Raw genomic sequence first — 15,030 nt, 5'->3', positions numbered from 1 at the left:
TGTCCAGGACGAGCGACTCGCCGGTATCGTCGGGCTTTCTGTTTTCGCGACGAACTTTGAGGTCGACGAGGTTGGAGAGCTTCAAGGTATCAACCTCGAATTCGGTGACACAGTCTTGCTGGCACGAGTCTTTGGAGGGGATTTGCATTCTGCACTCGAGAGTCGCTGCCGGTCGTGCCTCGCAGTAGCTCCAAGGACAAGGTCCCGTAAGTAGGCGGAGTTTTGGTCGAGTTGGGGCGTGAAGGCTGGAACCAAGTCTCAAGTGGAAGGCATGGGAGTTCGGGATGATTCATTCAAGGATATGGCGCTACCCGATTATGCCGACCGTGCCAACTGACTGGACCACAAGAGATCTGGCGTACTTCAAGTAGGAGTTCCCTAACGTGAACATGGGGCTGAGTAGGAGCGGCGCCTTGAGGGCATTAAATGACAGTTTGGTCAGCTGGGGAGGAAGAGAAGTGACTCCGGAGCAGATTGCGCTCATCCATGGACTTGTCCATATTGGCACCCCTCCAGCACCGAGGGTTTCTCCTGAGGAGTTCCTGGAAGGTTCCGAGAACTCCGGCATGAGGGGGACGTGACAGAAAACCGCCGGCTCAACGGACGCCGTCTGTCGTGACAAGGGAGCCGGCAATTGCGGAGTGGCTATCAGATGGGCCGCTTCCAGATGTCTGACAGCTCCAGATTCAGCCCTTCTGTACTCAACTCCTGCTCGACGTCAGCGAAGCGCTCATTGGCTCGGTTGCAGATGGCCGTAGCCGCGACATAGCGAGCCCATGGGGCGCTGTCATCGCCGCACCCTTCGAGTAGGTCGGAGGTGATTCGCAGGTAGCAGAGGATCGCCGCCTGCCCGGGGTCCGCCAATCCCTTGTTGGTGTACCCGCTGAAGTACACGTGTCCGTCAGGGCCGGGGAATGTGTTGAGCACACCACCTCGGGCGTTGCCGTGGACTTCGTGGCTGAACCAGACATAGTGCGGGTACTGACCCCACAGCGAGGTCCGTTGCACCAGATGATGGAACGTGGAGCCCTTTCCATCAAGGTTCGCCCAACCGTTGAGCTTGCTGATACCCGGATGCCGGGCCTCCGCTTCGTCGGCCCGCTGTTTGAAACTGGCCATCTCCTCCGGTGTGAAGTCGTTCTCATAGATGCCGCTGTCCATGTATCCGGTTGCGTCTAGGTGTCGCTGGTGCTCGGAGTAGGCGAGGAACCGAGGTGCGAGTCTTGGATCAGCCTGTATCAGCTCGGAATGGACTGCGAGCTCGAACAAGGTCCGCGCCCGTGCGGCGGCCGCCTTGGGGAGCCCGTCGCGCAGGAGGTGGAAGACTTCCAGTGCTACTCGTGTGCCCTTGGCGTGAAGCCCTGCGAGTACCTCTCTCAGGTCCGGGTCTGCTTCCGAATCCATCTTCAGCATGCCGCCGATCTCACTGAGTTCCCTCCAAGCGGTGAAGTAGAGTGCCAGCGGCGTCGACCACCATTGCCAGAGGCGCTCTTTGAAGTCGCGGTGCGTCCGGTCGTGGTTTTCGATCTTCTGATCTAGGTCAGTGACCATGTCAAGCCCGGCCTGTCGTATAGCCCCAGCTGCTGCCCGCTCTGCTTCCGTGCTTGTTTCGTCCACGATACCTCCAATGGATGTGGTCCACAGTCTGTGGAGTAGCGTATCGACGTTGGCCGACAACGTCTTTGCGCCCTCGTCGCGCCATTACGACAGCGCTGGGCCGCGATCACTGAGGAGCATCATCGAGCCCAGAAAGCAATTGTTGCCAAGGACTCGCCGGGCCTGGGCATGGATCGGTGATGTCATACCAGTTTCCCAACCTGCTTCGGCCCGGGACCGAGTGGCAAGCACCCCTGTCCGGCCGGGGCAGTGGGCCACCCCAACGTCGTCTGCGTCGTTGGTGTGCCCAGTAGGGACGGTCAAAGTGCTCCAACGCCCGTCTGCGCGACTCACCTATGCCCATGCTTTAGGGCTGGGATGAGCGATGGGAAGGGGCCCAACCGAAGCTGATGTCACCGTTCGTCCGCCAGCAGAATCCAATAGTCAAGCCTGCTGGTGGAGGTTGAGCGCGACTAGCTGTTGGAGCACGGGGCTCGGGCGCTAGCGCACGCGAGGCCTCTGGCGTGGGTCATACTGTCAGTGGCAGCGGGGTAGAAGATTCGGTCATGGCAGAGTTTGACGAAATCACATTCGGGGATGCGGTTCCTTCCAACAATCCCGAGACGTCCAAGCTGGAAGAGTCCGTGCGGGACTTCTTGCTGTCCGCCGGCTACGGGTTAAGCGCGGAACGGCTCGGCATTGTGTGCCATCACCCGGACCGGAAGGGTCAGGCTCTGGTCCTCACCCCAGCCTTGTGTTCCCGGAGCACAGGATGGCAGTCGAGGTGGATCCCTGCAATCCAGTGGAGAGGCACGGCTATAGCCACCACGGGGAGGAGGAGAAGGACCGCCTCCGCAACGAACTCCTCGAGACTGTCGGGGTGGACTGTCATCACACTCCGGATCGGCGCCGAGGCTGGCGGTGAGATTGGTGATCGTGACGTCCTGGTGGAGTCGTCAGGATTCACCAAGGCAGCCCAGAGCGCGCTAGTCCAAGCCATAGAGGACTTCCAACACGGGTGGCCCGCCCCTGTCAGGTTCGTCCCTAAGGGGAAGTCGCCTTCCCCAGCGAAGCGGCCCTCACATGTGGTGAACATCGGCGAGTTCAACTATTCCCACGACGGGCACTTCTTCACCTGGGTGCCGTCGCTTGACGACTCAACGAGGATGAAGCTGCGGCTGTGCGCCGGCGGTCGATACCTGTACACCCATGATGGCCGCAAGTCCCGGTTCGTGGCAGAAGTCGGACTTCAGGATGTGTCCAGTCAGGACTGGAAGGCGGTCCTGACCGAGATTCTCGCCAGCCGAGACCCCGAGGCTTTGGATGGTGAGAAGTGGCCTTGGGGGCCGACGTTGCTCGTCCCCGGCGATCCAGCGCATGACCTTTCGGCTGAGTTCGTGAAGGCGTGTGAACGGAAGGGTTGGATGGACGATCCGGCGTTCGCGTTCACCGTCAGTGGGGACACAGTGGCCGAGTACAGCGAGGCGCAACTCATCTCCCACGATGGTGTCGTGGTGGCGCAGCTGCATCGCGGGGCCGCCGAGGCCGGGTACCGCATCGCGGTCGGTGAGAGCCGTCGCGGATCCTTCGGGCCATATGAGGAATACGTCATTTCCCGCGTGCCACGATAATCCTGATACGGACCATCCATCCAACCACTCTGGGATCACCGGTTCGACTCGGACGGTCCCCGTCTGAACCGCTCCAGGTGAGACCCTTCATCCCAAGGATGACCGGCGGGAGATTCCTGACGTTCAGTCCCACGGGTCACCTCGAAGAGCCTCGGAACCCGGTCAAGCCTAGGACCAAAGCACCTACTGCCGCAGCAGCCGATCTGGCCTTGTGACTAGGATCTTTTCACCTTCCTGCGCAGCAACCCGAAGGTGCGCATAGCGACGCCTTGGATTGGCGCTGTAGTCAGCGCGGGGGCCGCTCTGCCACAGTGAGGAAGAGCGTGGCGGATGCGAAGAACGGTTGTGTTCTGAGGTGTGTCAACCATGCATCTGCTTGCTTGGTCTTGAGGTAGCCCGCCTTGACCGCGCGGTCAGTAACCCTTGCAAACCCGAAGACCTGATCTGCCTCTATCACATCGGTGTATACCGCAGTGACTGGAACCACTCGGGATGCGAGCAAACCTGCGGTCGTGCACAACGCTGGGAGTTGCCGGCCGATCCGCGAGTTACGCACGACCCGGTCAACGATGAACGCGCGGTAGGATGCCACGGTCGAATTGTCAGGGTGGTCAACCACCAAGGTTTCCCAATCGGGCTCAGCGAACCCCACGATCCCGCCCGGCTTGAGGACTCGACACACCTCGCGGACCACCCGGGCTGGATCCTCGACGTGTTGCAGAACCCTGTCGGTGTGCACTCGATCGAGGCTGTCATTCTCGACCGTGAGCTTGTGTGCGTCTCCCTCCGCTACAGCCACCTGGGGCCAACGCACGGTGGCGCGGAGCGCTTCTCGGACAGCGTCCGCGTCATGATCAACGCCAAGTACGGTGCCGTTGTGGCCCACGGCCTCGGCAAAGGCTGGCAAGTCGGCACCGGGTCCACAACCGAGGTCCAGAACATCATGTCCTGGCCTCAGAGCCATCTCGTCAAGTGCCAGACGCTTATAGGCCTGACCAAAGTCGGACACAGCCAAGCGGGACAGGTAATCGTGAGGACGGTTTTCTTCCAGAGTAGTCATGAGACCAGTATGGGCCGCGTATCAGTCGACCAGACCTGTGGTTCCGCAGGTCGTTCGATTGGCTCAGCGCTCCTGCTCCCGCCTGCACGGCTTCGAACATCGCCTGAAGCTGGGGACGCCTTGGTTACCACGGCGGGGACCTCTTGTGCGCCGACGAGATCTCGGCTCGCGCCAGGGGTAGACGCGCGTGACGCATCGGTCAACGCGGATGCCAATCGTGGGCCTTTCGTCCGGGAGTGCAAGAGGTGTGTGCCACTTCAAAGGTCAGGGGGTACGCCGGGGGTACGGCTACGTAGCGTGATGGGCGGGGAGTGGCTGTGGTGGGCGGAAGGTCCTTGTAGCGCGCTCGTGGTTTTGGAGGATGGCGGTCTGGTGTCTTTTCGTCGATCGGAGACGGGGTTGCCTGGCTCGGCGGTAGGGTTGAGGGTTGACCTGTTCGGTGATGATCGACTGGAGTCAATGTTGTCGGGGATTCCCAGAACAGCAGCCTCAAGGAACCAGAAGAAGCACCCGCTACGAGTAGAGGATCCGAAATGATGCGCAAGACCCAAGTCATCTTGATCGATGACCTCGACGGCAGCTCTGCTGACCGCACCATCCAGTTCAGCCTGAATGGTTCCGCCTTCGAAATCGACTTGAGCGAAGCCAATGCGCAGAGGCTAGAGAAGGCCATGGCGCCGTTCATCGATAAGGCATCCAAGGTCACTCGCGGCGCGAGGAAGGGCCAGCGTCCCGCAGTCGAGGGACGCAGCTTTTCCCAGGCAGTGAGGCTCTGGGCAAAGGAGCAGGGCATCACTGTTCCCGATCGCGGACGAGTCCCCAACGGGGTCATCGACCAGTACAACGCCGCTCACTGACCGCGACACCAAGCAGGGGTTCGGTGAGAAGGCGGGCGGCTGACTTGGGGTTGAGGGAGGCGGTGATCAGTTCGCGGTCTTGGAGATGCGATCGCCGTTAACCCATTCATGCACTGGCCCGGCGTTGTGCATGTAGAGCAGTAGCCCCTGCCATCTGCCGTCTACTTGACGTCGGTCGGTCACCAGGGCGGGGACGGTGCCGTCGAGCCATACGTGACGTGTCCCGGGGTCGGTTTGGCCGCGCATTCTGGCCTGCCGCTGCGCCAGGGATCCGAAGGCCGAGATCTTGCTCGTCATTCCAGACACCGTAGGCACTGCGTCCGACAATTCACTGGCCGGTGTGGTGCTGTCCGGGGTAGTCCGTGCGTGCCCGATGCCGCAGACGGCTGGGGAATGCGTCTTCTGGGAATGCAGATGTGCGTGGTGAAGCGCTGTAGGGGTTGGTGAGTGGGCTGTATCTGGTGTGGTTGCATCGGTTCACAAGCTCACGGCCGGGTCGGGGTATGACTACCTGACTCGGCAGGTTGCTGCCTTGGACTCGACGGAGAAGGGTCACACGACTCTGGCCTCGTACTACACGGAGAAGGGTGAAGTCCCCGGCACGTGGTTGGGCAGTGGCATGTCTGGGTTGGGGGACCTGGTGGTGGGGGATCGGGTCAATGCTGAACAGATGCGTGCCCTCTTTGGTGGGGGATTCCATCCGAACATGGCCGCCCGGTTGGCGGCGCTGCCTGGCGATGCCACCGAGGTACAGATCCGGGATGCTTCGAGGTTGGGGAACCCGTTCAGGGTGCAGCCGTCGGTGACCGAGTTCCAGAAGGAAGTCGCGGTCCGCTGCAGCCAGTGGCAGTCCAGTCATGACGGGTTGGAGGTGCCGGTTGGTGTGAAGGCGGAAATCCGCAGCCAGATCGCGAGCGAGAGATTCCATAGGCGGCTGGGCAGGATCCCGAGTGGGTTGGAGCTGTCGACCGAGGTGGCGAGGTTGTCGCGGGATCCGTCGACGGCGTGTGCCGGCTACGACGTGACCTTTACGCCGGTGAAGTCGGTCTCAGCGTTGTGGGCTGTCGCCCCGTTGGGGTTGGCGGCCAGGATCGAGGAGGCTCACAACGCGGCGGTGTCTGATGCGTTGCGGTTCTTGGAGGAGCACGCGTTGTTCACCCGCGCTGGAGCCGGTGGTGTACGGCAGTTGGATGTTCGTGGGTTGGTGGCTGCCGGGTTCGTGCACAGGGATTCTCGGGCTGGGGATCCGAATCTTCATACCCATGTTGCGATTGCGAACAAGGTCCAGACCTTGGATGGGCGTTGGTTGGCGATCGATGGCCGGCTGATCTTCAAGGCGATGGTGTCGGTGTCGGAGACCTACAACACCCAACTCGAAGCCCACCTCGCCAGTTTGGGTATCCGTTTCACCGAACGGCCGGGTGATGACCGCTCGAAGCGGCCGGTCCGGGAAATTGTTGGCGTTGCGCCCGGCTTGATGCGAAGGTGGTCGTCGCGCCGGGCGGCGATCGAGGCCCGACAGGAAGTGCTGGCGGCCCAGTTCCAGAACAGTCATGGCAGACCGCCGTCCCCGGGTGAGGCGCTGAAGCTGGCGCAGCAGGCAACGTTGGAGACTCGGGACGCGAAACACGAATCCCGCTCCGTTACCGAACAACGGAACACGTGGCACGCTGAGGCAGCGGCGGTGCTGGGGGAGCGGGGCATCACTGAGATGGTGCACGCAGTGACCTCCAACCAGTCACGACCCTTGAGGCTGCCTGCTGGTTGGGTCTCGGCCACGGCAGTTGAGGTGGTTGCTGCGGTGGAGTCGTCCAGGGCTACGTGGCAGGTGTGGCATTTGAGGGCCGAGGCTTCACGACGGGCCCGGGAGCACGCATCCAACCCTGAGCAAGTAGAAGGGTTGACTCAGGATCTGCTCCGCGAAGCAACTGAACTGTGTCTCCCCCTAGAAGAGCATGGCGGCGATGGCATCGCCGAGCCAGCGCAGCTGCGCCGCCGCGACGGTGCGTCGGTTTACACCGTTTCTGGGGCTGCCCGATTCACCTCCCGGAGCGTGGTTGCTGCTGAGACCAGGATCCTTGAGTTGGCTGGCCGGAGCGACGGGCGACGGATCGGTGAGCAGTTCGTGTCGTTGGCGCTGCTGGAGTCCGTCGCCAACGGAGTGACCCTTAACGCTGGTCAAAGTAACCTTGTCAGGCAGATGGCTACCAGTGGATCCCGGGTACAGCTGGCTATGGCGGCGGCGGGTTCGGGGAAGACCACCGCGTTGAGGGTGCTGGCTGCTGCGTGGCGGGACAGCGGCGGGAATGTCATCGGTCTGGCACCTTCGGCCGTTGCTGCTGGGATCCTGCGGGAGCAGGTCGATGGTGCCACCACGGTCGCCAAACTCGTCTGGGACCTCGACCACCACACCCAAAATGACCTTCTGGCCAAGATTGGTGCGGAGACGATGGTGGTGATCGACGAGGCCGGCATGACCGACACCCACTCCCTGGCCCGTGTCATCGAGCACGTCGTCGCGAAGGGAGGATCGGTTCGACTGGTTGGCGACGACCAACAGCTGGCAGCGATCAGCGCTGGGGGAGTGCTGCGTGACCTTGCCCACACCCACGGGGCGGTGGAACTGTCTGAGTTGATGCGGTTCGAGGACAAGGCCGAGGCGGCCGCGTCGTTGGCGCTGCGTGACGGGCGCCCGGAGGCACTCGGTTTCTACCTCGACGCCGACCGAATCCATGTAGGAACCGGGGAGACCAGCCTCGAGACAGCTTTCGGCCATTGGATCCAGGACCAATCAGCGGGCATGGACTCGCTGATGCTGGCGGGCACCAAGGAAGCGGTCTTTGAGCTCAACCGCCGAGCCCGAGAGCACCGCCTCGCAGCCCAGGCACCGAATACGGTTGGGCCTTCGGTGGTGCTCTCTGATGGGAATCAGGCCTCGATTGGGGATGTGATTGTCACCCGGATGAACGATCGCAGGCTCGCGTTCTCAGAGACGGACTGGGTCAAGAACGGTGACCGCTGGACCGTACACAACATCACCGCGGACGGTGGTCTCGTGGTCAGGCACCGAAACACTGGCCTGACGGCGCATCTGCCCGCAAGGTATGTGGCTGACCACACTCAGCTTGGCTATGCCGTGACCATCCACACCGCCCAAGGTCTCACCGTCGACGTCACACGCGGGGTCTTGTCCGGGTCTGAGTCCAGGCAGCAGCTGTACGTGATGGCCACCCGCGGTAAGCATGCCAATCACATCTACCTCCCAGTCGTCGGGGACGGCGGCGAGCACAGCGTCCTCCACCCAACAACACTTCGCCCCCTGACAGCCAGCGACATCCTCGAAACTATCCTCGCCTGCGACGGCGCCGCCCGCTCCGCCACCACAGAAACCCGGGAAGCAGCCGACCCACACCAGCGACTCGCCCACGCGGCAGCCCGCTACCAAGACGCACTCCACGCCGCTGCCGAACAACTAGCCCCAGCCGAGAAGGTCGAGATGCTCGACCAGCAGGCAGACCAGCTTCATGCCGGACTGACGAGCTGTCCGGCGTGGCCCACCCTCCGCGCGATGCTGATCCTCACCGCCGCAGACGGCGGAGATCCCCTCGCGGAGCTCCGGGCAGCGGTGGCTGCTCGCGAACTCGAAAGCGCCCACGACCCAGCCGCCGTCCTCACTTGGCGCATCCACACCCCACCAATCCAAGGACCGCTGCCGTGGCTCCCCGGCATCCCAAAAACCTTGGCCCAGCACCCAAACTGGGGCCCCTACCTCACCCGCAGAGCAGCACTCGTCGACCACTGCACCCAAGAACTGCGAACCACCCCACAGGCCGTGCGGCCAGCATGGGCGCTCCCCGGGCAGCGACTCACGCCGAGTCTGATCGCAGATGTGGAGACGTGGCGCGCGGCAACGGGCGTCGAGGTGACCGACCGACGGGCCACCGGTCCAACTCCCTTGGGCAGTGCAGCCAAAGAATGGAAGCGCGCCCTGGACCAGCGCCTCAACCCCGGCATCGTCGGAATCTGGACCGATCTCCTGGGCGACATCCACCCCGGGATCCACAACGATCCTTACGCGCCCGCGCTCACCCACCGCATCGCCGCACTCCACAACAGCGGTGTCCCCGTCTCCGCACTCCTCGCAGAGGCCACAGCCGAAGGTCCCCTGCCCGCAGACCAACCGGCAGCAGCACTGTGGTGGCGACTTTCCCGCCACCTCCAACCCAATCAAACAACAGTCCCGACAGCCGCAGAGCCATCACTGGCTTGGGCTCCAGCACTACAAGCACTGGTAGGCCAGTCCAAGCTTGCCGAACTTGAAGGCAGCCCTTGGTGGCCCCTCCTCGTTGAAACCATCAACAAGGGCATCGACACCGGCCACCGGCTGGAGAATCTAGTTGCTCCGAGTATCGACACTTCGGCGTTCGACGACGACTGCCAAGCCCTGATGTGGCGCGCACAACAACAAATCAACCCACAACCTGAGCCGTCCGACGACCCGTCTCACCCCGACGAGATGCCCCCCGACGATCTTCACCTCATCGACTGGAACACAACACCAACCCTCGACGACGCCCTCAAACACGCCGCCGAACTACGAGAACTCACCGATCCCGACAACACCCAACTCGAACTCGAACAGGCATTCGAAAGGGCCGACCGCTGGGCGGCATCACCTCACACTCCCGAACGCCTCGCACGCATCAACGAACTCACCACCGAGTTCTACGCCACCCAACTCTCAACGTCCTGGGCTGAACGCCACCTCATTCAGCGTCTGGGCCAAGACCTCGCCGGCGACCCACGCTTCCGCCCCGGCTACGCCCCAGATGGCTGGACCAACCTGACCAACCACCTACGCAGCGAAGGGATCAATGATGACGAGATGCTCGCCGCCGGTGTCGCTACCCGCACCAAGCACGGCCGAATCATCGACCAGTTCCGCGACCGACTCGTCCTGCCAGTCATCACCGACGGTGTCGTTCGAGGGTTCGTAGGTCGCCGCAACCCAGACCGTCACGATGACCACGCTGGGCCCAAGTACCTCAACACCACAACCACACCAATGTTCAGCAAGAAGGACATCCTCTACAGCCAAGACCTACTCGACAAGGGAGCCGTCCCAGTCATCGCGGAAGGACCTATCGACGCGATCGCCATCACCCTCGCCGGCCAAGGCCACTACATCGGAGTCGCACCACTGGGAACCAGCCTCACCCACTACCAAGCGCTCCTCCTCGCCAACCACCAACACCCTGTCATCGCCACCGACGCAGACAACGCCGGCGAGCTGGCCGCCGAGAACGCCTACTGGATCCTGGCAACCCAACGCCTCGACCCAACCCGAGCGGCATTCCCAGAAGGCACCGACCCTGCGCAGCTCCTCCAAACCGACGGACCCGCCAATCTGTATCAAGCCCTACAAGACGGCGAGCCGCAGGCAGACCACATGGTCCGTGAGCGCCGCAGTTCCCTGGCGCGGCGCGAGGGCATGATCCAGCAGGTCGAGATCCTCGCAGCTCGCCCCGGGCATCGATGGGCCGAGCTGGGCAAGCTGCTCGCCCGGAACGATGGTGGAGCTGACTTCTTCAAGCAACTGCTTGACTCAGCCACCGAATGGACCTCAAGGCCGTCCGCAGCTGGCGACCGCGCTCATGAGCAGACACAACAGCTGCGCCAACGCCTACAGCAACCACCAACTTCACCCAAGAGTTCCGGGGTCCCCGACCGCGAAAGGCGTGCCGCCAGAATGAGAGCGACGCGGGCGAATCGGAGCCGGACACCAAGCCGATAGCGCCCGGCAGGTTGGGATCATCAGCCCGAATCGCGACTGTTCGCCAAGATGCGATTTGCGACGAAAACCCACGCCCGCTCATGCCGATGAGCGCCTGGCCTCAAGGGAGCCGAACTCCCTATGTTGCGGGCGCCTCCTCACCGGTTGCAGGACAATGCATGTATGGACCGAGCCACCGCCACCACCGCAGCACGCGAGCAACCCTGAGCCCACCATGGCTATGAAAACCACGCCCATAAGGCAGGGCTGGCCGAGAATCGTCTTGGCGTACTCTGTCCCGATCCAAGTTGCCACGCTCGTGGGAAAGGCCGCACTGATCAACAGCGCTTTCTCCCATTCAGAGAATTCGGAGTCACCCAGAAAAGACCCATTCTTAGAGATGCGTCACAGCAGCGTCCGTCCGTAGCACCGCCGATGATTCACCAAACCCCCGCCACGAGATGTTCCGCCGTGACGCAGCGCAAACAGACTTAGGACGTGAGATCATCGGTCACATGGCTATTGAGGTGGTCCCCAACGGGGATGGGACAGTCACCATTCGCGAGTGGGAGACGCGCCCCACCTACGACGGGCGTCAACGACGCCACATGATGCAATCTGTCACATTCAGCCTCGAGATGTGGATCAGCTTGGCCTCGACGCTACTTAACATGGCGGCTGCCGACTTGGACGAGCTTCGGCACCGCCGCGCCGGGCGCCAACCACTCGAAGCGGACAATCGACGCCTTGGTGCCTCATGGGCGCGACCACTGGAGGATGAGGAATCCACTGAGGACACCGATGCGAACAGTGAACCGTAGTGGGCGCTTCGACCTTCAATCGAGACAGTGCCACGCCGTTGGCTCTAGGCGGTTCCCACGGGCGGGAGAGGACTCCTATGCTGTTTGGACGAGACGCCTTCCTCGAAGCCATACACGCGAGCACCAGTGGTCTTCATGTGATCCATGGAGATTCAGGGGTCGGCAAATCTGCGGTGCTCAGATCACTCTCGGCCCAAAGCGTCGTTCCTACGGTGTATCAATACTCTGGGTCACTGCTCAACACCTTGGTTCGGGCGACCGGCGATGTCATCAGCAGCACACCTCGACGTCACCTGGCCGTCAGATTGGGTCCAGCCATTAGGGACCTACTGGCCAAAGCGACGGGGGTGACCTTCGGCCAGACACTCCGCTTCTTCACCCGGGCACTCTCCAGTGTCGTTAAGGCCCAATCTGGCGTGGCTTTGGGAGAGATCGTCGAAGCTGCCGGGGCGAGTGCGGCCGATGCCCTTGAGGACGCAATCGCTGACAACCTGTCTGAAGCAAGTCAGCCGGATGCTCCGCTGGCCTTCGCCGAACTTGCCAAGAGTGTCGTGAACGCTATGGGCGAGTTCCACGTCGTTCTTGATTCAGGTCCAAAGCTCAGCCCCCGAGACCTGGAGGTCCTGGAGGCTCTCCCCGTACTACTGCCTCCTGGCGCCAAAGTCACGATCGCGATGGCCGTGACGAACAGCGATGCGACTGATGCGATCTCCTCTCTCGGCCTTTGTGGAGCCGTCCTCCACGAGTTGCTACCGCTCGCCCCCCAAGACGTTGCTGACTGGATCCGTGAGAGTAACGTGCGTGTGCCAAACCTCACCCAGTTCCTGCGCAGCACGGGTGGGTTCCCTCTGATGATCGAAGGGGCGCTCCGCCACCTCGAGGAAGGAGGAGAGCTTAAGGACCTGACCCCAACAGAAACCTTGGAGAGCGAGGTCGAACGCACCTGGCGCCCTCTATCCAGAGAAGCCAAGCGGACTGCTCGACGACTCGCCCATTTCGCCTTTCCACTGCCTCGAGCGGCTTCCATTGTCGCGAGTGGCCTCTCAGGCGAGGACTTTGACTTAGTCCGGATCGAGCTAGAGGAGGCACGACTGCTCGTAAAACAACACGACGGTCAGGTGTGGTTTCACGACCGCAAGCGCCAAGCTGTGCAGAATGCATGCGGTGCCGGGTTGGCAAGCTCCGCACGGGCAACTGTCGAAGCCCTCTGGAATCAGGCCGACCTCCTTAGCTATGAGCACTGCCTTGACTACGCCATGGCCGCAGCCTGCGCGCACGATGATGGCCTACTTGCTGATGCCGCCCAAATCATAGGTCTGCCAAGAGAGACGCTGGCATGCCTCATGGCAGTGATCGAGCTGGCTGAACCACAGGAAGATGGTCCCGGCTTCGTACCGCTTCTCAACGTGTTGCGATGGGCCAGCCTCTATCTAGACTCCAAGATCCCTGCTCGCTCGGCCCTTGAGTTAGCACGAGACTCGGGACTGGTTGTGATCGGGACACATGAGAGCTATTCAGTCGTGGCCCTGACGATCCGCATCCCCGGGATGTTCGCGCTCCTCTTAGGGCTGTGCGAACAGGCCTTCGGGCGTATGCCATGGCAGTCAATCGCCTCCCAGATCGTGCGCGGAATCCTTGCCCCTAGACTGTACGGTCACCAAGCCATCCGCTACGGGGTTTGCGCTGCGGGAACCACAGGACTGCCCGATGAGTATGACGCTTCGTGGTATGCGCTGGATCCACTCCCATGGACAATCACGACGAGACTGAGGCTCGCGCAACACCGAGTCTTCGCCCACGCAAGCTTCCCGACCAGAGAGTCGAGGGACGAAGCCGTCATGGATCTGACCACCCTCCCTCCTCGCTTCGATGATGCTGAACTAGTGGTCGAGTATGTGCTGAAGACCCCGGCGCCTGTGATCCGAGAGCGCCGCTTCGTTCGTGCCTGGCAATTAGCGTCGAAGTCTTCTATTGGTTATCTCGACCGAGTGCACACATTGCCCATGGGTCCCACACCCCTTGAGGAACTAGCAGAAATGCAGCAAGCCGCACGCACAGTCATCAGGGAACGCCTCAACCTCACCGAGCGCCTCGCAACATCACTCTACGACGAGATGAGTCTCGGATTCGCCCACCTCACCGGCGGAGGGGTTCTCACGGCTGAGTTCACATCTTCAGAGCCACAGGCCATTCCGCTCGTCGTGCCGGCATCCATCGACGTTTGGGCCCGTCATTGGGACTACCTTGAGTTGGCTAAGGAGAACGGGCTGCCCATGGAAGCGGAGTTTGGCTACGTCACAGTCGAGTCCGCGCTCTCGACGGCCCCCGAACACCCCACGACCGCGATCATCAAGCGGTTCACCGACAGCGCATACCGATTCAACCGAGACTACGGCGAGGAGGTCTCCTTCTCGACTCTTGACGAGTTCCAAGCCTTGGCCAGTTCTGCTCTGCAGATGGCGTACCTCGATGCCGAGGCTCTGTTGCAGGCAGGGCTCGTCCTCGACGCGACCGAACTGCAGCCAGCCCACTGGAGGCTCTTGTTCTATCAGCACCGCGCAGGGAGGCACGACCGTGCCCAGATGTCTGGAATCGGAATACGAACGCCGGGTCCTACGCCCGCAGTTACCGTCGAGTTGGTATCAGAAGACGAAGCCCTCAGCATTCTGACGCACCGATCTAGCGAGCACCCAAAATACAGTACGCATTCGCTATACGCGTCAAGCCTCTTCGAAGAGTTCCTGTCGACCTCCTCAGTCGCGGATCATTCCATCCGCTGCGCCCTCGGTATCCCAGGGGACTACGGGATCATCCTGTAGTCCCACTGGCATCCAGCCAACCCACACGAACGGCCACTCGCGGATGATATGACAACGATTCGAGTCTCAGGATGCCGGGGTGATTCACACAGCGGACTGAACTCCGGAAGGGACGGCACAGCGGTTTCCGTAGGTCCTCGCAGTTACCAGCACATAGCTCGCACATGCCGCAGCCAGGCGGTTGACTTACTGCCCAGCCGCACCCTCCCTTGGAGACCTCAGGCTGACTGGTGCACTTGGCCCGAATACGGAGCCGAGTGCGCCAGCCAAGTGCGCCACTCAAATAGCGTGGTCAAGTTGGCTCCGTCTCCGATGCCAACTGCGCGCACATGCCGCGTGTCGACGGCCGCGGTGTGCGACGGCAGCCCCCTGCTGGTCCGGACATTTCCGCCTTGAGTAATTCCCGCTGGTGTTCGCGCCCTGACCGGAGCGTTGTCCCCTCAGCAGCGGCGATACAGGCTTGCTAACTGATA

General features: G+C 62.0%; 7 protein-coding genes. 4 read left to right on the top strand and 3 right to left on the bottom strand.

Translation table 11 applies throughout. The features are described 5' to 3' along the window. Positions 1-648 precede the first annotated feature (648 nt). On the bottom strand, positions 649-1,617 hold the full coding sequence (locus FOJ82_RS00515; RefSeq protein ID WP_143936523.1) for a DUF5677 domain-containing protein: 969 nt from the start codon (positions 1,615-1,617) through the stop codon (positions 649-651). Positions 1,618-2,162: 545 nt separating this feature from the next. Here FOJ82_RS00515 and FOJ82_RS00510 point away from each other — a divergent pair. Continuing rightward, on the top strand, positions 2,163-3,227 hold the full coding sequence (locus FOJ82_RS00510; protein ID WP_143936522.1) for a hypothetical protein: 1,065 nt from the start codon (positions 2,163-2,165) through the stop codon (positions 3,225-3,227). 286 nt (positions 3,228-3,513) lie between these two features. Here the strand turns inward: FOJ82_RS00510 and FOJ82_RS00505 are convergent, their stop codons facing one another. Then, positions 3,514-4,287 carry a methyltransferase domain-containing protein gene (locus tag FOJ82_RS00505; protein ID WP_143936521.1) on the bottom strand — a complete coding sequence of 258 codons (774 nt, stop codon included), beginning with the start codon at positions 4,285-4,287 and terminating at the stop codon, positions 3,514-3,516. Between the two features lie 533 nt (positions 4,288-4,820). On the opposite strand from FOJ82_RS00505, the gene FOJ82_RS00500 reads away from it, so the two are divergent. Beyond that, the gene (locus FOJ82_RS00500) at positions 4,821-5,144 is read left to right on the top strand and encodes a histone-like nucleoid-structuring protein Lsr2 (protein ID WP_143936520.1); all 324 of its coding nucleotides are present in this window, start codon (positions 4,821-4,823) and stop codon (positions 5,142-5,144) included. A gap of 66 nt (positions 5,145-5,210) precedes the next feature. Here the strand turns inward: FOJ82_RS00500 and FOJ82_RS00495 are convergent, their stop codons facing one another. Further along, a complete protein-coding gene (locus tag FOJ82_RS00495; protein ID WP_143936519.1) occupies positions 5,211-5,441 on the bottom strand; it encodes a hypothetical protein in 231 nt (76 codons plus the stop codon). A 166-nt stretch (positions 5,442-5,607) separates the two neighbouring features. Here FOJ82_RS00495 and mobF point away from each other — a divergent pair, with 166 nt between their 5' ends. Together mobF and FOJ82_RS00485 are read left to right on the top strand one after the other, a co-directional pair. Then, positions 5,608-10,938 (top strand): MobF family relaxase, encoded by a 5,331-nt coding sequence (mobF, locus tag FOJ82_RS00490; RefSeq protein WP_143936518.1) that lies wholly within the window; start codon positions 5,608-5,610, stop codon positions 10,936-10,938. Between the two features lie 877 nt (positions 10,939-11,815). Beyond that, positions 11,816-14,557: a hypothetical protein gene (locus FOJ82_RS00485; protein WP_143936517.1), complete on the top strand. Its 2,742-nt coding sequence runs from the start codon at positions 11,816-11,818 to the stop codon at positions 14,555-14,557. Positions 14,558-15,030: the final 473 nt, after the last annotated feature.

Source organism: Tessaracoccus rhinocerotis, from assembly GCF_007197885.1.
Lineage (GTDB): Bacteria > Actinomycetota > Actinomycetes > Propionibacteriales > Propionibacteriaceae > Arachnia > Arachnia rhinocerotis.
This window is presented reverse-complemented; position numbering and strand designations above follow the sequence as displayed.